The sequence below is a fragment of the Acinetobacter sp. UBA801 genome (assembly GCA_002296655.1).
Lineage (GTDB): Bacteria > Pseudomonadota > Gammaproteobacteria > Pseudomonadales > Moraxellaceae > Acinetobacter.
On record DBIN01000056.1, the window covers coordinates 1 to 22,981 of the forward strand.

The following is a 22,981-nucleotide window of genomic DNA, read 5'->3' on the forward strand; positions in this document are numbered from 1 at the left end:
GCAATAATTGGGTCGAGAATCAGATGCGTCCCTGGGCGTTGGGGCGCAAGAACTGGCTGTTTGCAGGTTCGCTGCGCAGTGGTCAGCGAGCGGCAAACATCATGACGTTAATCCAGTCAGCAAAGCTGAATGGGCTGGATCCGTATGCCTATTTAAGTGATGTGCTGAAAAGGTTACCGACACATAAAGTGACCCAGATTGAAGAGTTACTGCCACACTGCTGGAAACCTAAATTGAATTAAAAATTGGTATGGGATTCAGCGGACGCTTACTTTTTATTTTCCCTTCTATAAACATAAATTACTCTTTTCACGTTAATTTTTGATTATTCTACAAAAAAAGAGGCGGAAATGCCCCTTTTCTGTTCATGAAAACATTTAAATTAACGCTTTAAGTTGGATAACAATGCAGACGTAATCGACGTATTTGCGGCAACTGCTTTGGCTTTTTTCGCTTTCTTGGATTTATCTTCTATAGGTTCAATATTAATGGCTTTATAGCGATCACCATTTTGAACCACATTAAATTTAACCCGATCATTGCGCTTTGGCTCGCCTACAGCCGCAGGAAAATCCGAAATATGGAAAAACACTTCACCTTCAGGTGCGGCAATAAATCCATAGCCTTTTTCGGCATTGTATTGTTTGATTTTCCCTTGATATTGTTCAGATTTCATGGCTTAACCTTTTCGAGCTGCACTTTATATGAGTATATAAAAAAGAGGCAGTTAATGCCTCTTTTTCACCAACATTCAGCTTAATCTTTTTGTACCGAACCAAAGATTTTATCGCCTGCATCACCCAAGCCAGGCACAATATAACCGTCTTGGTTTAAACCTTCATCGACCGATGCAGTAAAGATCACCACATCTGGATGTGCGGCTTCTACACGTTGAATGCCTTCTGGTGCTGCAACCAAAACCATCACACGAATGTCTTTACAACCACTGGCTTTGAGCAAATCAATCGCTGCCACTAAAGATGAACCTGTGGCAAGCATAGGGTCAATAATCATCGCGATACGATTTTGTACATCTGGTACTAATTTTTTGTAATACGTACGCGCTTCTAAAGTTTCTTCATCACGTTCCAAGCCAAGTACAGACACTTTAGCACTTGGAATTAGGTTCAAGAAACCATCCAACATGCCAATACCTGCACGTAAAATTGGCACAACCGTAATTTTTTTACCTGCAATACGATCTACAGTAACCGCACCATTCCAACCCGAAATTTCGTGCTCGACCATTGGCAAATCTTTGGTCGCCTCATAAGTCAGCAACATCGTGACTTCTTGTGCCAATTCACGGAAGTTTTTTGTGCTGATGTCAGCACGACGTAATAGCCCTAATTTATGACGAATAAGCGGATGTCGGATTTCATGAATAGCCACGGGAGAACACCTAAAAGGAAAGAAAAGCAAATATCATTTTATTATATGCTGTTTTTATTGTGTATATAAACCAAAAAGCCCTCAATTTATGAAGGCTTTTTGACTGAAAGTTAAACTTCTTTCAAATTATTGGTGTGACAGCATGAAATGGATTGGTGATAAAATTTCAGCTTCCAGCGCAATTTTGATAATTGGGTCTGGATAAACACCAATCACCAATACTGCTAAAGCTGCAGCCAATACCATAATACCGCCCACTTTTTGACCCCAATGATCGACAGCGTCCATTTTTGGTTCGTCTGGTGGTGTCATATACATCACCACCATAACGCGCAAGTAATAGTACAAACCAATACCTGAACCTACGATGATCATCGCAGCTAAGAACCAATGCTGAGTCGTTACCGCAGCCATCACTACCAAGAACTTACCAATGAAGCCTGCAGTGAGTGGAATACCAGCTAAAGAAAGCATCATCACGGTTAGTACAGCAGTCAATACTGGACGACGCCAGAACAAACCACGGTAGTCAGCCAAGCTTTCTGCTTCTGCTACGTTGTTGTATGGGCTAGACATTAATGCCACTGCACCAAACGCACCAATAGTCGTCAAGACATAGGTAATCACATAAACGCTGACATTGCCCAAGCTTGCATAAGTCATGCTGATTAAACCAATCAACAAATAACCAAAGTGTGCAATTGATGAGTAAGCTAAAATACGTTTCAAGTTCACTTGACGTACAGCAAGGAAGTTACCCACCAAAATTGAAAGCACGGCAATAATGCTCATGATGGTTACAATCGAGTCGATCAGGATTGCACCTGAACCCAACATGTAACGCACAAACAAACCAATGGTTGCTACTTTAGCTACAGTCGCAAGGAAAGTTGCGATTGGTGCAGGTGCACCGTCATAAACGTCTGGTGTCCATTTGTGGAATGGTGCCAAAGACAGTTTAAATGCCACAGCAAAGACAATTAAGCCTAAACCTAAAATCACCAATGGCTGTTGGATATTTTGCATTAATGCTTGTACAGAGTCATAGAACGACAATGAACCTGTGTACGCATAAACGTACGCCATGCCCATAAGCAACATTGCTGATGCAGTTGCAGACAATACCAAGTACTTCACGCCTGCTTCTAAAGATTTAGAACGCTGGTGGGTATATGCCAATAAGCCATACATAGGGATTGACATTAACTCAAGGCTGATGAAGAACGATGCATAGTGCGAACTTGACACCATTAACATAGCGCCCACTACAGAACATAACATTAAAATGTAGAGTTCTTCGCGGTTGTCTTTATACGTTTCAATATACGCATGCGACAAAGTAGAACATGCCAATGCTGCGATCAGAATCACCAGTTGATATAACAAGGTGAACGGATCAATCATAAACATGCCCATCACGCTGGCAGGAGCAAAATTCCCGCCAAACATCATGAGTAATAAGTAAGCAGCAGCGAGGTTCAAACCCACTACTGATGCTGTAGCAATTAAGTTATGGTTACGCTTAATTGCAGTAAGGATCATCACGACAATCGCAGTTAAAGCCACGATCATCACAGGAGCTAAAGGCATAAGCTCAGAAAATGACATTGTGAAGTTCATGGCTTATTGGATCTCCACATTTTCGAGTTGAGCTGTTACTTCTTGAGTAACTTCAACTACTTCTTGAACAGGGATGTAGCTATTTGCTAACCACGCCATACTTGAATTTGAAATATCAAGGAAGGTTTGTGGATACAGACCAAGCCATACTAGACCCAGCGCACAAATTGAAAGGATCACAACTTCACGTGCATTTAAATCTTTTAACGGATTTGCATAGTGCTGTTTTTGCTCTTCATTTGGTACACCAAATAAGGCTTTGTGAATCAGGATTAAACCGTAAACACCTGCAAAAACTAAGCTGATTGCCGCAATAATTGTGAAGGCTGGAAACTGTTCAAATGAACCCATTAAAATTAGGAATTCACCAATAAAGTTACCTAAACCAGGAATACCGACTAACGCAGCCACAAAGAACATGAGGAAGAATGAAAGGTATTGGAATTGACCACGAATACCGCCCATTAAACGCATGTCACGTGTGTGTACACGCTCGTAAATTTGACCACACATAATGAACAATGCAGCAGATGACAAGCCATGTGCCAACATCATGATCATTAAGCCTTGGTAAGTTAGGATATTACCTGCATAAATTGCAAGTAATACGAAGCCCATGTGCGAAATTGAGGTATAGGCAAGTAAACGCTTCATATCGGTTTGCTGGAAAGCACACCACGCACCGTAGAACACACCAATTAAACCCAAAATAATGGCAATGTCAGCAAACTGAGCAGAAGCCGCTGGGAAGAATGGAATTACGAAACGTAATAAACCGTATGCCGCAGTTTTAATCAAAATACCTGCAAGGTCGACAGAACCCGCTGTAGGCGCTTGTGCGTGTGCATCTGGTAACCAACCGTGTAATGGGAAAACTGGAAGTTTTACCGCAAAACCGATGAATAAACAGATCATGAAGGCATAAGCGACTGCTGGTAACTGTGCATCAAGTGTATTCGCTACAGCCAATAAATAGTTGTAGTTGAATGAAATCGTACCTGACATCATGTATCCATAGATCACTAGACCTAAGATACCAATCAACATGATTAAACCAGCAACTTGCGTGTAGATAAAGAATTTGGTTGCAGCATAAACACGTGAACGACCATTTGAACCTTTATGACCCCATAACGCAATCAGGAAGTAGATTGGTACAAGCATCATCTCCCAGAAGAAGAAGAACAGGAACAAGTCAATCGCAAGGAATACACCAATTACCCCGCCCAAAGACCATAAAAGGTTCAGGTGGAAGAAACCAACGTTCTTTTGAATCTCACCAAATGAACAGCCTACCGCCAAAATACCCAGTAATGCAGTTAAGCCCACCATGAGTAAAGATAAGCCATCCACCGCTAAGTGAATGTTGATGCCTAGTGTTTGAATCCAAGGCAACATAAATTCAGCCGACCAAGTTGGAACTTGAGCGCCTAATTCATAGTTATAGCTAGCACCTTGCCACAATGCGACAGTTAAGCCCAAAGTAACGAGCATGCCTACTAAAGCAATGTAACGCGGCAATTTATCGTCGAGTTTATCGACCAACCAGCAAATAAAACCTGCAATGAACGGAACAAGGATCAGCGCGGGTAGAATTAAATTGTTTGGAGTATCCATCTTATTTCCCCACGACCTGAATCACGATCAAGATCATTAGTAAGACCACCACACCAAGTGCCATACTCGATGCGTACTCACGTAATGAACCAGTTTGACGTGAACTTGTAAAGCTATGACCACCTTTCACCAGTGCAGGCAGTATTAACCACATAGCATCCACTGGATCACGACCTAATAGTTTGGCAATCAGCAAGTATGGTTTTACAAATACGATGTCATACAACGCATCGAAACCAAGTGCATTACGGCAAATATTGGCAAGACCTGCACCCAATGAAGTTTGTGCGAATCCTTTTACCGCATTGTAAGCAAAGGCAAATAACACAACACCTACAGCTAAACCTGCCAAAGCCACACCAATTGCAACATACTCTGCACCATGTGCGCCTGCTTCTAATGCTTCAGGAATCACAAATGCTGGGATTTTTGCTGCATTGAGAATGCTCATCACTGGCGCTTTTAAAACAATTGCTAAACCAGTTGAAAGTACGGCAAGTACTGCCAATGGGAACCAATAAGTTGCGCCTTTGATCTCGTGATACGGTGTGTTTTCTTTACCGAAGAATACAACCCAAATTAAACGGAATGTATAAATTGATGTTAAGAATGCACCAGCTACACCCACCCAATATAAGGTGTTATATAGCGGAATACCTGCAATATGACTTTGCGTCCAAACTGCTGCCAAAATAGCGTCTTTTGAGAAGAAACCAATGGTCAAGAATGGAATCGCTGCCAATGCACCGCCACCAATTGCGAAACATACAAACAGGAATTTGTTCTTGTAGAACAAGCCGCCCATTTTGAAAATGTTTTGTTCGTGATGGTAAGCCAAAATCACCGCACCAGAAGACAAGAATAATAATGCCTTGAAGAATGCGTGAGTGAGCATGTGGAACAAACCCGCTTGGTATGCTTCTGCACCAACTGCCATAAACATATAGCCTAGCTGACTCATGGTTGAGTAAGCCAAAATACGTTTGATGTCGGTTTGAACCAATGCTGCAAAACCAGCAACCAGTAAGGTCACAGCACCTGTAATTGAAATGAATAACATCACTTCAGGCGCAAGTTCAAATACGCTGAACATACGGCAGCATAAATAAACACCCGCAGTGACCATGGTCGCAGCGTGGATCAATGCAGATACAGGTGTAGGACCTGCCATCGCATCTGCTAACCAAGTTTGTAACGGAATTTGCGCAGATTTACCCGCAGCACCCAAGAACAACATTAACGCTGTCCAAATAGTGATAGACGAGCTTTGAGTCATTACATTGGCTGCATTTTCTACGATGTATTGTGTGTTCAAAGTACCGAATTGTTGATACAACAAGAACAACGCGATCAGTAGGAAAACGTCACCCACACGTGTTACGGTAAATGCTTTGATTGCAGCAAAACCATTTGCAGGGTTTTGGTAGTAATAACCAATCAGCAAGTAAGAGCACAGACCTACACCTTCCCAACCTAAGAACAATAACGCCAAGTTATCGCCAAGTACCAACAGCAACATGCTCGCAACGAACAAGTTGAAGTAAGAGAAGAAACGTGCGAAGTCCTCTTCACCACGCATATACCATGATGCAAAGATGTGAATTAAGAAACCCACGCCTGTAATCATGCCTAGCATGAGCAAAGATAAACCGTCTAGGTGCAAGCTAAACTCAGGTGCAAAACCACCAACATTGAACCAAGTCCATAAATATTGAGTCGTTGCAACCGAACCGTTGTTTACAAAGTCCATGCCTGCAATTAACGCAAATAATGCAGACAGACCTACTGAACCTACGCCAATAATCGCAGCAACTTTTTCAGGTAAGTTGTTACGCCCTGCCGCTAAAAGGATAAAACCAATGAGCGGAAACAATACTGTTAGATATAAATAACTCATCCGCGCATCTCACTAGCAGCATCCACATCCAAATGATGGAAGCGATGATAGAACTGAAGGACGATCGCAAGACCGATACACGCCTCTGCCGCAGCAAGTGTCAAGATCAAGATAAACATGATCTGACCATCTGGTTGTACCCATGCACTACCAGCCATGACAAACGCAAATGCAGCAGCGTTCATCATGATTTCAAGGCCCATTAAAATAAATAGTAGGTTGCGTCGCACCATTACACCGTAAAAACCAAGTGCAAAAAGAATGGTCGCGACAATCAAACCATGTTCTAAAGGGATGTTGCCCATTATTCTTTTTCCTCTTCTGCACTTGGTTCACGTTTACCGATGTGGAAGCCTGCAACCAAGGCTGCAAGTAATAACATTGCGGCAACTTCAACCAACAATAAGTACTGAGTAAAGAGTGCTTGACCCACTGCTTTTGGACCCACCATCTCTGTGCCCATAAGCGCGCTTGGTGCAGTGTAGTCTGAGCTTAATGACCACACTAAAACCAAACCAATCAGGAAGCTCATCAACGCTGGGTAAGCCCAAGTTGATGAAGTCAACCATTTACGCTCTTGTTCAACAGTTTGCTGACCGAGGTTGAGCATCATCACCACGAATACGAACAAGACCATGATCGCACCCGCATAAACAATGATTTCCAAGGCGCCAGCAAATGGCGCTCCCACGATCATGAACATACCTGCAACAGCAAGTAATGACACGATCAAGCTTAGTAAAGCATGTACTGGGTTCGCGTTAGTCACTACACGAACCGTAGAAACAATGGCCACGAGTGCCATCAAATAAAACGGCCACATCATGGTAATAGACTCCGTACATCAATAGGTGCGCTTTCACGTTGCGCTTGACCTTTGTCTTTACCTGTAACAGCCATACCGGTTACGCGGTAGAAGTTGTAGTCAGGATATTTACCAGGACCTGAAATGAGTAAGTGTTCTTTCTCATACACCAAGTCTTGACGCACATATTCACCTAACTCAAAGTCAGGTGTTAACTGAATTGCAGTCGTTGGACATGCTTCTTCACACATACCGCAGAAAATACAGCGTGAGAAGTTGATACGGAAAAACTCTGGATACCAACGACCATCTTCCTGTTCTGCTTTTTGCAGTGAAATACAACCTACTGGGCAGGCAACTGCACAGAGGTTACATGCTACACAACGCTCTTCGCCATCTGGATCGCGTGTTAACACAATACGACCACGGAAGCGTGGAGGTACAATTTCTTCGGCTGGTACTTCCGGATACAAAATGGTGTCACGTTTACGTGTCACGTGTGAGAAAACCATCCACAGTGAACGTACAATTGACCCAAACCCAGCTAGAAACTTAAACATATTGTTCTCCCTGCTGTCTTAGGCCGAATGATTCATAAGAATCACAGCACCAGTTACCAAAAGGTTAACAAGCGCCAATGGCAAGCAAATTTTCCAACCAAAGTTCATCACTTGATCATAACGTGGACGCATTAAAGAACCACGTGCCAAGACAAACATCATCACAAAGAATGCTGTTTTGATAATGAACCAGAAAGCTGCTGGAATGAATGGAATTTCAAGGTTAAACGGCGCAAGCCATCCACCGAAGAATAAAGTCACGATAAGTGCAGAGATCAGTACCACGTTGACATATTCTGCAACGAAGAACATCCCCCACTTCATACCGCCATATTCAACGTGATAACCTTCAGCCAATTCTTGTTCTGCTTCTGGTTGGTCAAATGGGTGACGGTGAGTTACCGCAACGCCCGCAACCACGAAAATCAAGAAACCTAAGAATTGTGGAATCACAAACCAAACATCACGTTGCGCTTCAACAATTTCACGCATGTTGAATGAGCCTGCAATTGCAACCACACCCATGAGTGAAATACCCAAGAAAACTTCATAAGAAATGGTTTGAGCAGCTGAACGTAAACCACCAAGTAATGCGTATTTGTTATTTGATGACCAACCACCAAATAACACCGCATACACTGCGATACCTGCCATTGCCATAAAGAACAACAGGCCAATGCTCATGTCTGCCACACCTAAATAAGGTGACACAGGAATAACCATGAATGACAGTACCGCAGTTGCCATTGCAACCGCTGGTGCCATACGGAACGTGAGTTTGTCGGCAAATTTTGGTGTCCAGTCTTCTTTGAACATGATTTTCAGCATGTCGGCAACAATCTGGAACATACCGCCTGGACCTACACGGTTCGGACCATAACGGTCTTGCCATAAGCCCAGTAAACGACGCTCAATAAAAGACATGAGTGCAGCAATCAATACTACAACCAGTAAGATGACAATCGCTTGAATGACTGAATAGGCAATTGGCCAGTTCTCAGCCCACAGCGGCGTCTGACGGATTAATTCTTCTTGCATGAATTACACTCCTACCGCGACTGAAACAGGCTCAGCAAGAGATACCGTTGGTGCGAGACCAATTGGGTAGCCAATATAACCTGTAGGTAAATATTCAATCACTTGCACTGGCAACACGATAGATGTTTCGCCTGTTTGTACAGTAATTTTTTGACCATCTTGTAGATTCAAACGCTGTGCATCCTGCGTACCTACAGCAAATACTGCTTCAGGAATACGTGATTCCATTGCAGGTGTTTTCACCGTAAATTCACCCGATGCAAAAATGTGATGCATTGGAATTAAACGGAAGCTGTCTGGATTAGCAAGCACTGGTGCAGGTGCAACATAGCTACGTGCAGGACGTTTTGCCAAACGGTCGAATAAACGAATACCTGAGTCGCCACCTTTTAAGTGACCACCTACGCTGTCTTGGAATTTGTTCCAAGCTTGTGGCGAGTTCCAACCTGCAGACCATGCAAATGGTACAAGTGCCGCTGGCGTTTGATTACCTACATAACCTTCCATAGAGAACGTTAATGCAGAATCGACATCGACAGGTTGTTTCGGCTCGTGAATAGATAACGGCGCACGCATAGCTGTACGACCTGAGTAACGACGTGGTTCACGCGCAACTTTCAAGCCATGTACACGGAAGCCTGCATCTGGTGCAACATCCTGAATTGCTTCAAGTGCTGGAACATTTTTCGCAACAGATTCAATCACGTCATCTAAAACAGTCCAGGAAATTGCTTTACCTTTTAAGCCTGTTTCAAGCGCGTGTAACCAGCGCCAAGATTCCTTAATCGCCAATTCAGGTTTGTAGTAGCTTGGGTCATAAACTTGGAAGAAGCGTTGTGCACGACCTTCCTGACTCACCACCGTACCATCACCTTCCGCAAAGCTTGCTGCAGAAAGTACGATATTGGCTTTTTGCACAGTTGCTGTTTCAGAATGATCTAACACAATGACATCTTGTGCTTTAGCCAAAGCGGCATCAACTTGTGCCGCAGGTAAACGACGGTATAAGTCATTTTCAACCACAATCACAGCATCATAATCTTGTGCAAATGCTTGCTCTAAGCTTTGACCACCAAAAATAGCCAAGCCCATTGAGTTCACTTCTGGCACAGTTAAGCTTAAACCTGCATTTGCGCCCAAGTTTTGTGCCACTTGTGCAGCCGCTTCCATAATGGCAGCTTCTTGTAAGCTTGTACCTGAAATCACCAATGGCTTTTTCGCAGCTTTTAACGTGTCGGCAATAGTTTGTGCAAATGCTTTAGCATCGTCATCTAAACCAGTGATTACATCGCCTACTACTGCAGCTGCAATCGCAAAACCTAAACGTGCAATATCGTTTGGAGAAGCAACCACTTCACCAGTTGCGACATCAGCTAAACGGGTTTGTGTTGCAGCCAAAATGTAAATTGGTGATTTTGCATCTTGCGCAATACGTTGTACAGGTTCAGCCAACCAGTCTGGGGTACGACGCTCTGCCGCCATTTCTTTGGCTTTATTTTTCGCCGCTTGACGCACAGACAACGCCATACGTGGTGCAGTTTGGGTTAAATCTTCACCCAAAATTAACACAGCATCGTAATCTTCAATTTCACGCATACCTGGGTTGTAAATACCTTCGGTTTGCATGATTGAAGCTGCAAGCTCTACCAAGTTTTGCTCTTTTTGCGATAAGCCCGTTGAGTAGTTGTCTTGACCCACTAACTCACGCAAAGTAAAGTTTGATTCAAGCGATGCACGTGGCGAACCAATACCCAAAACTTTTTTGCCTTGAACTTTGGCAATAATCGTATCAAGTGCAGTATCTACAGAAACGGTTTCTACACTCGCACCATTACGGAACTGTGGCTGACGTGGACGATCTTCACGGTTCACATAACCTGTACCGAAACGACCTTTGTCGCACAGGAAGTATTGGTTAACTTCACCGTTAAAGCGGTTTTCTACACGACGTAATTCGCCATAACGCTCACCTGGAGAAATGTTACAGCCAGAAGAACAGCCTTGGCATACGCTTGGCGCATACTGCATGTCCCACTTACGGTTATAACGTGCAGAGTGCGTTTTGTCGGTAAATACACCTGTTGGACATACTTCAGTCAAGTTACCAGAGAATTCAGATTCCAAAGTACCCGATTCAGGACGACCAAAGTAAACACGTGATGCGTTGGCATAAACGCCAAAGTCTGTACCACCTGCATAGTCTTTGTAGTAACGCACACAACGATAACATGCGATACAACGGTTCATTTCATGTGCAATGAACGAACCTAGCTCTTGGTTATAGTGCGTACGTTTGGTGAAGCGGTAACGACGACGGTCATGCTGCGTCATTACAGTCATATCTTGTAAATGACAGTGACCACCTTCTTCACAGACTGGACAGTCGTGCGGGTGGTTCGTCATCAAGAACTCTACAATTGAAGCACGGAACTCAGTCGCTTCCTTGTCTTCAATAGAGATATAGGTATTGTCAGCAGCAGGTGTCATACATGACATCACCAAGCGACCACGAGTATCTTCAGGGTTCGCATATTGGGTCACGGCACATTGACGGCAAGAACCGACAGAACCTAAGGATGGATGCCAACAAAAGTACGGAATGTCGATCCCAAGGCTCAAACATGCTTGCAGCAAGTTTTCCGAGCCATTGACTTCGTACGATTTTCCATCGACATGAATTGTAGCCATAGTCGAATTCCTTAAGCTTGTTCTACGTTGCTAGCTTGAGCAGCAGGACGGCTATTTGCCACTTTTGCTTCAAACTCGCTACGGAAATATTTGAGTGCGCCCATTAATGGCTCCATCGCACCTGGTGCGTGAGCACAGAAGGTCTTACCAATCCACAATTTTTTGGTGAGTTCTTGAAGATGTTGAATGTCTTCTTCTTTTCCTTCCCCATTCTCAATTGCTTTGAGTGCTTTCACAGCCCATGGTAAGCCATCACGACATGGCGTACAGAAACCACATGATTCGCGCGCAAAGAATTCTTCTAAGTTACGGGTTGCAGAAACCATACATTGGGTTTCATCGACCACCATCAGCAAACACGTACCTAAACGTGAACCTGCTTTCATGATGCTCTCTGCATCCATTGGCAAGTCAATGTGTTCTGCCGCCAAGAAGTCAGTAGATGCACCACCCGGTAACCATGCTTTTAGCTTCAAGCCATCACGCATGCCACCCGCATAGTCTTCAATCACTTCACGTGCAGTCGTACCAAATGGCAGTTCCCATAGACCTGGGAATTTCACCTTACCAGAAGCCCCGTAAATTTTTGTGCCAGGATCTTTCGATTTGCCTGCAGATAAACCGATATACCACTCTGCACCACGTAACATGATTGCAGGTAAGTTGTTATAGGTTTCTACGTTGTTGACAATCGTTGGACGACCCCATGCCCCTGCAACTTGCGGGAATGGTGGTTTAGTACGTGGGTTTGCACGGCGACCTTCAAGCGAGTTAATCAATGCAGTTTCTTCACCACAGATATAACGACCTGCGCCTGTGTGCACGTATAGCTCAAAGCCCCAACCTGTACCCAAAATGTTTTCGCCCAAATAACCTTTAGCACGAATTTGCTCAATTGCTTCATTTAAGTACTGTGCAGCTTCGATATATTCGCCACGAATAAAGATATAACCGTGTGTAGCTTCAAGCGTATAAGCTGCAATCAACATACCCTCAATCAGTTGGTGAGGAAGTTTTTCCATCAACAAACGGTCTTTAAAAGTACCTGGTTCCATCTCATCGGCATTACAAATCAGGTAACGTGGACCAGAATTGTCGTTTGGCGCCATCAGTGACCATTTGATCCCTGCTGGGAAGCCTGCACCACCACGACCTTTTACTGTCGCAGCTTTAATCACTTCAAGCACATCTTTAGGCGGCATAGAAATCGCTTTCTTAAAGCCTGCATAACCTTCTAGCGCTTCGTAATCATCTGCATTACGCACGTGCTCTTGCTTGCTTAAACGCCAAGTTAATGGATGCGTTTCTGGGTTACCGTCACCATAAATTGGTCTTGGTTCGGTATTCATACATACTTCTCCAATAACTGTTGCACCGATGTCACCTCAACTAAACCGTGAGTATCTTCATCAATCATCAAGGTTGGCCCCTTGTCGCAATTCCCTAAACAGCAAATTGGCAATAACGTGAAACGACCATCTGCAGTCGTTTGACCAAACTGAATGCCTAATTCACGCTGGAATGCTTCTGCCAGTGTTTCTGCACCCATCAGGAAGCATGCAATCGAGTCACACAATAAAATCACGTGGCGACCTACAGGCTGGCGATAAATACGGTTATAGAAAGTTGCAACACCTTCTAAATCAGCAACGCTGATGGTGAGAAGCTGTGCAATTGCATTTAACTGCGCGTCATCTACCCAGCCATTACGGCGCTGTACACACTTCAAGGCATCCAAAGATGCTGCACGTGGGTACGGATAATGGCCAATGTGATGTTCAATTTCATGGATTTCTTCTGTAGTTAAAATCCCTTCAACATTCACACGTGGCTTTTTATCAGTCAAAATCATCATAATGCGTTTACCCCTTAGCGATCCACGTCTGCCATTACGACGTCAATGGTCGCTAAATAAATGATTAAGTCAGATACCAGACTGCCGTTAATCACAGAAGGCATTTGCTGTAAATGCGTGAAAGTTGGTGTACGAATACGGGTACGGTAACTCATCGTCGACTTATCTGAAGTCAAGTAATAGTTAGATGCACCTTTCACCACTTCTGCCATTACAGATGCTTCACCAGCAGGCATTACAGGACCCCAAGACACGCTTAAGAAGTGCGTAATCAAGGTTTCAATATCTTGTAATGTCTTGTCTTTTGGTGGTGGAACAGCCAATGGATGGTCTGCTTTATATGGACCAGAAGGCATGTTATCTAGACATTGTTTGATGATTTTCAATGACTCTTCGATTTCACGGAAGTGTACCAATACACGTGCGTAAGCATCGCCTTCGTACTCTACTGGCACGTCAAAGTCATAGTTTTCATAACCACTGTATGGACGGTATTTACGCACGTCAAAGTCGATACCTGTTGCACGTAGACCAGTACCTGTTACACCCCACGCCAAAGCAGATTTCGCATCATACTGTGCAACGCCTTGCGTACGACCCATGAATACTGAGTTGCGTAATGCCGCAGTGTAGTATTCATTCATACGTTTTGGCATCCACTCCAAGATTTCACGAATCAGGTGCTGCCAGTTGTTTGGTAGGTCGTGTGCGGTACCACCAATACGGAACCATGCTGGGTGCATACGGTAACCAGTAATGGCTTCAATCGCATCGTAGATTTTTTGACGGTCTGCGAACATATAGAATACAGGGGTCATACCGCCCGCATCCTGAATTGCAGTACCAATGAACAATAAGTGGTTATTGATACGGAATAATTCCGACATCATTACACGAATACATTGTGCACGATCTGGCACAGTAATACCTGCCAGTTGCTCCACACCCATCACATACGGCATGTTTTGGGCACAACCACCTAGGTAGTCCACACGGTCTGTATAAGGAATGAATGAATGCCAAGTTTGACGTTCAGCCATCTTTTCCACACCACGGTGGTGATAGCCGATATCTGGCACACAGTCTTTCACTTCTTCACCATCCAACTGCAAAATTACACGGAACGCACCGTGTGCAGATGGGTGGTTAGGACCCAAGTTCAAGAACATGAAGTCTTCGTCTTTATTACCGCGCTTTAAGCCCCAATCTTCAGGCACAAAGCGTAGGTGTTCCTGCTCGAAGTCTTGTTTGGCTTGGTTCTGCATGTACGGGGTATATTCCGTTGCACGTGCAGAATACTCTTTACGTAACGGGTGACCTTCCCAATATGTTGGCAACAAAATACGACGGAGCATTGGATGCCCTTCGAAGTTGATACCAAACATATCGTAAGCTTCACGTTCGTACCAGTTGGCATTTGGCCAAATGTTGGTTGCTGTAGGAATATTGAGATCACTCTCATTCAAGGCAACTTTAATACGAATGTCCGTGTTACGCTCAAGCGATAACAAGTGATAGAACACAGTAAAGTCAGACGCAGGTAGACCGTCGCGGTGAGTACGTAAACGCTCGTCTACCGCAGACAAATCGAACAACATCACGTATGGACGTGACACTGTACGCAAGAACATTAAAACTTCTTGTACACGTGCGCGCTCAACCCAGACTGTTGGAAAATCTTCAAAAGTCGTTTGCACGTAGAAGTTCTCACCAAATTTGGTTTTGAGCTCTTCTACAATTGCAAATGCTGGGCGTGAATCAACTGCTGTTGATTCTGGCATAGCAATGTCAGTTTCAGCCATTGGCTTGGCTTCCTATTTAATACAAATTCAGTCAACCTAAACGACAACTACACCCCTCGGGTGCATCAATATTTGTACGTTTAAATTATTTAATTTCATCCATAGAGCGTAAGTTTTTCACCGCAATACGCTGTGCATTCTTACGGTCACGTTCTGGCATCATCTTCGGCTTATACACTGGCTTAAGATCATCACCAATCACCGCAGACAACGGACGACGCTCTAATTGAATTTGGTCTTGTAATAACATTAATGCTTGAATTAATGCTTCAGGACGTGGTGGGCAACCTGGAATATACACATCCACAGGAATGATTTTATCCACACCTTGTACAACTGAATAAATGTCGTACATACCACCTGAGTTTGCGCATGCGCCCATTGAGATAACCCATTTAGGCTCAAGCATTTGCTCGTACAAACGCTGAATTACAGGTGCCATTTTCACAAAACACGTACCTGCAACAATCATCAAGTCTGCCTGACGCGGTGAAGCACGAATAACCTCGGCACCAAAACGTGACAAGTCATGCACGCCTGTTAAGGTCGTTGCATACTCTACGTAGCAGCACGATGTACCAAAGTTGAACGGCCAAACTGAGTTCTTACGTCCCCAGTTTACTGCTGTATGTGCCAAGTCCTCTAAACGAGTCATGAACACATTTTTATTCACTTCTTCTTCAAGCGGATCTGTAACGATTTGACGCTCTTGAAGTGGATATTGATCAGCATCGGGATTCGCACGGGTTAAGGTATATTTCATCCCGAGTTACTCCTTGTCAGATGAGGTAGTCGCAGATTTTTTTACACGACCAGAGGATTGAGCTGGAATTTGACCGGTAGGGTCCATAACCAATTCTTCAATTGAGTTAAAGCGTGTGATTTCTGCAAGATCCATATTTGGCGACCCAATTTTAGGTTTAATCCCTGCTGCTTTACGCTTATCAGATGGAGCCCAGTTCAGCGCACCAGTTGATAATTCATAAATTAAGCCAACGAGTAAAACTAAAATAAATACAGCAGCCGTTACAAAGCCCACCCAACCTACTTCACGAACAGAAGCTGCCCATGCGTATAGATAAAGTGCTTCCAAGTCGAAAACAACGAAGAAAATTGCAACCAAATAGAACTTTGCAGATAAGCGGATACGTGCTCCACCAGCACCTACAACACCCGACTCAAACTGCTCTTGCTTTGCACGCCCCCATGATTTACCCCCAAGGAGTAAAGGAACGGTCAGCATAAAGACGCATAAAAATGTAACGCCGATCACGAAGGCAATAATTGCCCATTCGTATGGAGTAATGGCACTCATGCGGGGATAACTCCTGGCAGGCCTATTTATTAACAAAGAATGTATGTATTGGCCTTCAAATACACCAAACACAAAATTAATCACGCCAATTGTACCTGATTTATGATTTCACTTGCTAGTTCATAAGTCTTAGTCTTTCGGATGATTTTTTATTCAAATACTTGATATTTTAGAATTCCACTACTCCGCAGGGCTCTTAATCGCTTTAATAAATAGATAAATCAGTTGTGATTATTTTTTCCATAACACCAATTGAGCGCTTCGTTGCAGAGTTTTTAAATTTATAGCGAGATCTTCGCAACTTCAGGTTTCAGCTTAGTTTAAGCCACACAAAAGTTTGTGTATTTTTTGCAACTTAAGCCCTGAGTTTCTTTAATTTTTCGCCCAGAGTGTGCTATTCCTAGTAAGCATTAAAAATTTGAATAATAAGGAGTAAACACATGAGCTTAGACTATACCCACAAACCAAATTACTTTATGTTTGCGCAATTATTTATTCGTCATTTGCAAAATTATTTTGAAAAGCATCCTGATGCACAAAATGCAATTTTTGACCTGCGTGATATTTATGAATTATTTCGCCAAGACAAAGCATCTGCCACCATTAATTTAGACGGTATTATGAATATTGCAGATGAATACCGTCTAGAAACCCTACAGGGCGATCAAAAATTAATTAGTCGTTATGCGATTGATCCACAAAACAATTCTTTATTGGTCGATTTTAACCGTGAGGCTTTAGACAGCTTAAAACAAGGCAAAGCAATTTTGCCACCTGATGCAACCCTGCAAGAATAAAGCCGTATAGAATCTGCATTAAAGTAGACCTCTTGCGAAAGTATAGTTTTATCTAATTTTTGAATTGGCTAAAACCTTATAAAATATAGCTTTTGACTGCTTAAAATTTGACTAACGCAAGAAGTCTAGTATGTCGCTTAAAACGGTTAACACTTTCCACAAAGCACAAAAAAGCGAGCATCTGCTCGCTTTTAGGTATTGAGAGCCACAAGCTCCCTATCTAAAATAATTTAGCTTTTACGTGACAATAAAAACTCTGAAATCTGCTGTAATGCTAAGACGGTATCAGTTTTAAAATATGCCAACGCAGCAAAAGCTTGATCGTGCAATTCTTGTGCGTAAGCCTGTGCTTTTTCTAAGCCCATGAGTGCAGGATAGGTCGACTTTTCAACTTCTTGATCTTTCCCTGCAGTTTTACCCAATACTTCTGTATCCGAAATAATATCTAAAATATCATCTTGTACCTGAAAGGCCAAACCAATCGCCTGCGCATATTCACGCAATTGCGGAATCGCTTTATCTCGTCCATCAAACACGGTCACAGCAGCCATCATCACTGCAGCAGAAATCAAGGCACCTGTTTTATTACGATGGATACTTTCCAAAGTCGCCTGATCGACTTGTTTGCCTTCAGATTGTAAATCCATAACCTGACCACACACCATTTTTGAAGATGCTGTGGCTAAAATTTGCATCTGCTTAAGTACAATCCCCTGATCTACCGCAGCAGACTGATCAAACAAACGGCTGCCTAAAATCTCAAATGCCATCGACTGCAAAATATCACCTGCCAGCAACGCAGTATCTTCACCAAACGCTGCATGACATGTCGGTTGGCCACGACGCAATAAGTCATTGTCCATACATGGCAAATCATCATGTGCCAATGAGTAGCAATGAATGAGTTCAATCGCAACCGCAGCACGGCGTACTGCTGCATAGTTCTGATTAGGTCTTAACGCAGCTGTGGCATAACACAAAGCAGGACGCACGCGCTTACCACCCAACATGACCGCATGATGCACAGCGGACTTTAACGGTTCTGGCAATGCAAAGGCCTCTAAAGCGGTGAGCAAGTCTTGCTGAATACGTTGTTGGGCTGCGGTTAATGCATGCGCCTGTAAATCGTTAAGTGATGACACATTCGCCTCGAATTGTTGGTTCATGTCTGATAAGCAGTAAGCTGCCTTGTCTGTTGCAGCATTGTACCCATAATTCAATTTTTTTTAAGCCTTAACTGCACCGATATAGTATTTCAGCTACAAAAAAGCCCCTATCGAAATAGAGGCTGAATTTTGTTTAAATTTAAAACATCAGGTTCGTGACCAATTTATTCGAGTGTTTCAGCAGGCACACGCACCCAGCCTTCCATCAAGACACGTGCACTACGGCTCATTACCGCTTTTTTCACTTGCCACTGTCCATTTTCCTGCACGGCTTGTGCACCAACGCGAAGCGTACCCGATGGATGTCCAAAACGAACAGCTTCACGCTCGCCCCCGCCTGCAGCCAAATTAACCAGTGTTCCTGGAATAGCTGCAGCTGTACCAATCGCCACTGCTGCTGTGCCCATCATGGCATGGTGTAGTTTACCCATCGACAATGCACGTACCAACAAATCTGTATCTTCAGCCTGAATCTGTTTGCCACTTGAAGATAAATAACTTTTTGGCGCAGAAACAAAGGCAATTTTTGGCGTATGCTGGCGTTTTTCAGCTTCAGTAACTTCCTGAATCAGCCCCATTTGTTTAGCGCCATAAGCACGAATGGTTTCAAAACGTGCCAATGCCTGTGCATCACCATTAATCGCATCTTGCAATTCTGTACCGGTATAACCAATATCTTCTGCATTTAGGAAAATTGTTGGAATACCCGCATTAATAAATGTAGCTTGAAATGTTCCAATATTTGGCACATCCAAAGTATCCACGACATTGCCCGTAGGGAACATTGCCCCACCCTCGTCACCATCATCGGCAGGGTCTAAAAATTCAATTTGTACTTCTGCTGCTGGGAATGTCACGCCATCCAGCTCAAAATCACCCGTTTCCTGCACCTGACCGTTGGTCATAGGTACATGCGCAATAATGGTTTTTTCAATATTTTTTTGCCAAATGCGTACTGTGCACACACCATTTTCTGGAATTTTGCTGGCATCGACCAAACCATTACTAATGGCAAATGCACCTACCGCAGCCGTGAGGTTGCCACAGTTACCACTCCAATCTACAAAAGGCTGATCAATTGAAACCTGTCCAAACAGATAATCAACATCATGATCAGGCTGCGTACTTTTCGCCAGAATTACCGTTTTGCTAGTGCTTGAAGTTGCACCGCCCATTCCATCAATTTGCTTGGCATAAGGGTCTGGACTGCCAATGACGCGCAATAAAATTTGATCTCGAATTCTCCCTGGCTGCTGCGCTGCTTCAGGTAAATCATCAAGTTTAAAAAATACGCCTTTACTGGTACCGCCGCGCATATAAGTCGCTGGAATTTTAACTTGTGGTGCAAAACGCATGAATTTTATTCCCTTGTTTTCTGATTGTTATGGCCATATAAAAAGACCTTTTTGCATGATAACGGTTTTTATTCAAAAGGTATCGTGGTCTTGACTTAAGTATAAAAAAACAACATTTGGTAAAATTTACCCTAACCAGTCATCTTGATTTATAAGGTAGAAATAAAATTAATATATTGATTATACTAATTTTTAAAATAAAAAACCAATAAACTTATTTTTATAATTTACATAAATTTAACTCATAACTACCTAGCTACTAGGCTAATGAAATTTGATCTATTACAATCTTGTCACTTTTTCATTGTCGGGCTGAATACTTTGAACAACAAGTCTTCACAACTTCAGCGTGGCTTAAAGAACCGCCATATTCAATTGATTGCCATGGGTGGCGCAATTGGTACTGGCTTATTCTTAGGTTCCGCGCAGGTCATCCAATCTGCTGGCCCTTCTATTATTTTGGGTTATGCCATTGGTGGTCTTATTGCATTTTTAATTATGCGACAATTGGGGGAAATGATTGTTCATGAGCCCGTTGCAGGATCATTCAGTCACTTTGCCTATAAATATGCTGGTAAATTCCCCGGCTTTTTAGCAGGTTGGAACTACTGGATTTTGTATATTTTGGTGGCAATGGCAGAACTTACTGCAGTGGCTAAATATATTAACTATTGGTGGCCCCATATTCCTGCTTGGACTTCGGCACTGTTCTTTTTCATTGTAATTACCATTATTAACTTGGGCAATGTAAAGTTTTACGGTGAATCAGAGTTTTGGCTAGCAATCATTAAAGTCGCTGCTGTGATTTCAATGATTGTCTTTGGTTTATATCTCTTACTTTCTGCAGATGCCAATTCAACCGCATCATTCAGCAACCTTTGGGCACATGGTGGTTTCTTCCCGAATGGCTTTGAAGGTCTGTTCTTTATGTTAGCATTCCTCATGTTTGCTTTTGGTGGCATTGAGTTGATTGGTATGGCAGCCGCAGAAGCACAAGATCCTGAAAAAACCATTCCTAAAGCCATTAACCAAGTTGTGTTCCGTATTCTGATTTTCTATATCGGCTCACTCACCATTCTATTGTCATTAGTGCCGTGGAATCAGTTAGATTTAGGTGGGTTAGATAAAAGTCCATTCGTGATGATTTTTAGTCAAATGGGCATTGAATGGGCAGCTCACTTACTGAATTTCGTGATTTTGACTGCGGCACTATCTGTATATAACAGTGGGATGTATGCCAACAGCCGTATGCTATTTGGTTTAGCCAAACAAGGTAACGCACCAAAAATTTTCCTAAAAGTGAATAAACAAGGTGTGCCAATCCCAGCCGTCCTATTCTCTGCAGTGTTGATTTTTGGCTGTGTATTATTGAACTACTTTGTACCAGAAGAAGCCCTAAGCCACCTCATGTACATTGTGGTTGGTGCTTTGGTTCTAAACTGGGCAATGATCAGTTTAACCCACTTAAAATTCAGCAGTACTTTGAAAAAATTGGCTGTTCCAACCAAGTTCCCTGCACTTTGGTCGCCATTCAGTAACTATCTGGTGTTGGCCTTCATTGCTGTGGTGCTATACATTATGTGGACTCAAGGCTTTAAAGAATCAGTCATTATAATTCCTGTGTGGGTGGTTTTGATGTACATTTTATTTAAAGTGCTGAATGCTAAAAAATCTTAATTTATACAGCATATATTTCTAACAACTAAAAAGTTATTGCTTCGGCAGTAACTTTTTGCTTTTAAGTGCAACATACCCTTTTGCCCCTAAATAAAGCGTTACATTGATAATAACTTTAATTCAAACCTATTGTTTAAGTGGATATTTCAACTTTTTTGTATCAAAAGCCGCATGATTTACACTCTAAATGATAAAAAGACTCTACATGAGAAGAATTCTTAGTTATTATTTGAGCACAAAATTTGTCGTGTGAATGAACTATGAATGCGTACGCTGCTCAACCTGCCAATATCTTGACGATCCAACAGCTCAGTAAAAAGTTTGGCGCGCGTTTTGCAGTACAACAAGCAACATGGTCGGCAATGAGTGGACAAATTATATGTTTATTAGGTCATTCAGGCTGTGGCAAAACCACGATGCTGCGTCTGATTGCAGGTTTGGAAACACCTAGCAGCGGCACAATTCAACTAGAACAGAATACCTTGTGGAGTGAACATGCGCAGATTCCTGCAGAAGCTCGCCATATTGGTTTAGTCTTTCAAGATTACGCACTTTTTCCGCATTTAAGTGTGTTAGACAATGTTATTTTTGGCTTAAAGAAATTTCCCAAAGCGCAGCGGGAAGCAATCGCCAAACAAGCTTTAGCGCATGTTTCCATGCTGCACCATCAAGACAGCTATCCATATACACTTTCGGGGGGCGAGCAACAACGAGTCGCCTTAGCTCGCGCCTTAGCACCAGAACCACAAGTGTTGTTAATGGATGAACCTTTTTCAAATTTGGATCATCGTCTGCGAGATCAAATTCGTCAAAACACCATTCAACTGCTCAAACAAACTGCAACAACCACCGTTATCGTGACACACGATCCAGAAGAAGCACTGCAAATTGCTGATCAAATTATTTTGATGCATCAAGGGCAAGTTATTCAAATTGGTTCACCCAAACAACTTTATTTACAGCCGAAAACATTGTTTGCTGCACGTTATTTTTCTTCGTTGAATGAAATTCCAACGCACATCCAGCATCAAGAAATTCACACAGTATTTGGCAAGATTGATTTACCAGAACATGCAAACCCTCAAGATTCAATAGTTTGCTGCTTCCGTCCGCATCAATTGCATGTCAGTCAAACACCAAGTGAAAATGCCTTGCCAGCAAGCATTGTGTCATCCAGTTTTATGGGGCATGCGCAACAACTGCGTCTAAAACTACGCGATCATGATCTCACGCTTTTGGCACAAGTGAATCACCTTCAAGATATTCAACCTTCTGAACAGGTCTATGTTTCTGTCGATTTAAACAGCTGTTATTTCTTGGCTGCTGATGAGCAATCAACCACCACATCGTCTTCTACTCATACCGCTGTTCAGGTTTAGATTTTCAGTTCAAACTTT

The 22,981-nt window shown here is 42.9% G+C and carries 21 protein-coding genes; 4 read left to right on the forward strand and 17 right to left on the reverse strand.

What is annotated here, in order from left to right:
* On the forward strand, nt 1-242 hold a 242-nt coding region (locus tag B2W49_RS11080; RefSeq protein WP_291331358.1), incomplete at its 5' end, for a transposase domain-containing protein.
* A gap of 140 nt (nt 243-382) precedes the next feature.
* On the opposite strand, the gene B2W49_RS11085 is transcribed toward B2W49_RS11080, so the two are convergent.
* From B2W49_RS11085 to ndhC, 15 genes are all read right to left on the reverse strand, one after another.
* Nucleotides 383-676, reverse strand: coding sequence for a cold-shock protein (locus B2W49_RS11085; RefSeq protein WP_236162523.1), 294 nt, complete (start codon nt 674-676; stop codon nt 383-385).
* 80 nt (nt 677-756) lie between these two features.
* Complete coding sequence (gene upp, locus B2W49_RS11090; RefSeq protein ID WP_180060379.1) at nt 757-1,392, reverse strand: uracil phosphoribosyltransferase; 636 nt, start codon at nt 1,390-1,392, stop codon at nt 757-759.
* A 126-nt stretch (nt 1,393-1,518) separates the two neighbouring features.
* Nucleotides 1,519-3,012: an NADH-quinone oxidoreductase subunit NuoN gene (gene nuoN, locus B2W49_RS11095; RefSeq protein ID WP_291341286.1), complete on the reverse strand. Its 1,494-nt coding sequence runs from the start codon at nt 3,010-3,012 to the stop codon at nt 1,519-1,521.
* Between the two features lie 3 nt (nt 3,013-3,015).
* Nucleotides 3,016-4,629, reverse strand: a complete 1,614-nt coding sequence (gene nuoM, locus B2W49_RS11100; protein ID WP_004975471.1) for an NADH-quinone oxidoreductase subunit M — start codon at nt 4,627-4,629, stop codon at nt 3,016-3,018.
* Nucleotide 4,630: 1 nt separating this feature from the next.
* Nucleotides 4,631-6,526, reverse strand: coding sequence for an NADH-quinone oxidoreductase subunit L (gene nuoL, locus B2W49_RS11105; protein WP_291341289.1), 1,896 nt, complete (start codon nt 6,524-6,526; stop codon nt 4,631-4,633).
* Entirely contained in the window at nt 6,523-6,831 is a 309-nt protein-coding gene (gene nuoK / locus B2W49_RS11110; RefSeq protein ID WP_291341291.1) for an NADH-quinone oxidoreductase subunit NuoK, read from the reverse strand. The genes nuoL and nuoK overlap by 4 nt, the downstream gene beginning before the upstream one ends.
* Nucleotides 6,831-7,349, reverse strand: coding sequence for an NADH-quinone oxidoreductase subunit J (gene nuoJ, locus B2W49_RS11115; RefSeq protein WP_171062597.1), 519 nt, complete (start codon nt 7,347-7,349; stop codon nt 6,831-6,833). Before nuoJ ends, nuoK begins: the two co-directional genes overlap by 1 nt.
* Nucleotides 7,349-7,891: an NADH-quinone oxidoreductase subunit NuoI gene (gene nuoI / locus B2W49_RS11120; protein ID WP_004975460.1), complete on the reverse strand. Its 543-nt coding sequence runs from the start codon at nt 7,889-7,891 to the stop codon at nt 7,349-7,351. The genes nuoJ and nuoI overlap by 1 nt, the downstream gene beginning before the upstream one ends.
* 18 nt (nt 7,892-7,909) lie before the next feature.
* Nucleotides 7,910-8,929: an NADH-quinone oxidoreductase subunit NuoH gene (gene nuoH / locus B2W49_RS11125; RefSeq protein ID WP_234114635.1), complete on the reverse strand. Its 1,020-nt coding sequence runs from the start codon at nt 8,927-8,929 to the stop codon at nt 7,910-7,912.
* Between the two features lie 3 nt (nt 8,930-8,932).
* Nucleotides 8,933-11,617 carry an NADH-quinone oxidoreductase subunit NuoG gene (gene nuoG, locus B2W49_RS11130; RefSeq protein ID WP_291341296.1) on the reverse strand — a complete coding sequence of 895 codons (2,685 nt, stop codon included), beginning with the start codon at nt 11,615-11,617 and terminating at the stop codon, nt 8,933-8,935.
* Between the two features lie 11 nt (nt 11,618-11,628).
* Entirely contained in the window at nt 11,629-12,966 is a 1,338-nt protein-coding gene (nuoF, locus tag B2W49_RS11135) for an NADH-quinone oxidoreductase subunit NuoF (protein ID WP_104852364.1), read from the reverse strand.
* Nucleotides 12,963-13,472 (reverse strand): NADH-quinone oxidoreductase subunit NuoE, encoded by a 510-nt coding sequence (gene nuoE / locus B2W49_RS11140; protein ID WP_291341299.1) that lies wholly within the window; start codon nt 13,470-13,472, stop codon nt 12,963-12,965. Before nuoE ends, nuoF begins: the two co-directional genes overlap by 4 nt.
* A gap of 14 nt (nt 13,473-13,486) precedes the next feature.
* On the reverse strand, nt 13,487-15,274 hold the full coding sequence (gene nuoC / locus B2W49_RS11145; RefSeq protein WP_070155070.1) for an NADH-quinone oxidoreductase subunit C/D: 1,788 nt from the start codon (nt 15,272-15,274) through the stop codon (nt 13,487-13,489).
* 85 nt (nt 15,275-15,359) lie between these two features.
* A complete protein-coding gene (locus tag B2W49_RS11150) occupies nt 15,360-16,037 on the reverse strand; it encodes a NuoB/complex I 20 kDa subunit family protein (protein ID WP_004975447.1) in 678 nt (225 codons plus the stop codon).
* 6 nt (nt 16,038-16,043) lie between these two features.
* Nucleotides 16,044-16,589 (reverse strand): NADH-quinone oxidoreductase subunit A, encoded by a 546-nt coding sequence (gene ndhC / locus B2W49_RS11155; protein WP_291341303.1) that lies wholly within the window; start codon nt 16,587-16,589, stop codon nt 16,044-16,046.
* A gap of 440 nt (nt 16,590-17,029) precedes the next feature.
* Between ndhC and B2W49_RS11160 the strand changes: the two genes are divergently transcribed.
* Complete coding sequence (locus B2W49_RS11160; protein WP_096901797.1) at nt 17,030-17,386, forward strand: hypothetical protein; 357 nt, start codon at nt 17,030-17,032, stop codon at nt 17,384-17,386.
* Between the two features lie 230 nt (nt 17,387-17,616).
* On the opposite strand, the gene B2W49_RS11165 is transcribed toward B2W49_RS11160, so the two are convergent.
* Nucleotides 17,617-18,552: a polyprenyl synthetase family protein gene (locus tag B2W49_RS11165; protein WP_414630601.1), complete on the reverse strand. Its 936-nt coding sequence runs from the start codon at nt 18,550-18,552 to the stop codon at nt 17,617-17,619.
* Nucleotides 18,553-18,716: 164 nt separating this feature from the next.
* Complete coding sequence (gene prpF, locus B2W49_RS11170; RefSeq protein ID WP_291341305.1) at nt 18,717-19,907, reverse strand: 2-methylaconitate cis-trans isomerase PrpF; 1,191 nt, start codon at nt 19,905-19,907, stop codon at nt 18,717-18,719.
* 321 nt (nt 19,908-20,228) lie between these two features.
* On the opposite strand from prpF, the gene B2W49_RS11175 reads away from it, so the two are divergent.
* Complete coding sequence (locus tag B2W49_RS11175) at nt 20,229-21,584, forward strand: amino acid permease (RefSeq protein ID WP_291341336.1); 1,356 nt, start codon at nt 20,229-20,231, stop codon at nt 21,582-21,584.
* A gap of 260 nt (nt 21,585-21,844) precedes the next feature.
* Nucleotides 21,845-22,963 (forward strand): ABC transporter ATP-binding protein, encoded by a 1,119-nt coding sequence (locus B2W49_RS11180; RefSeq protein WP_291341307.1) that lies wholly within the window; start codon nt 21,845-21,847, stop codon nt 22,961-22,963.
* The last annotated feature ends 18 nt before the right edge of the window (nt 22,964-22,981 follow it).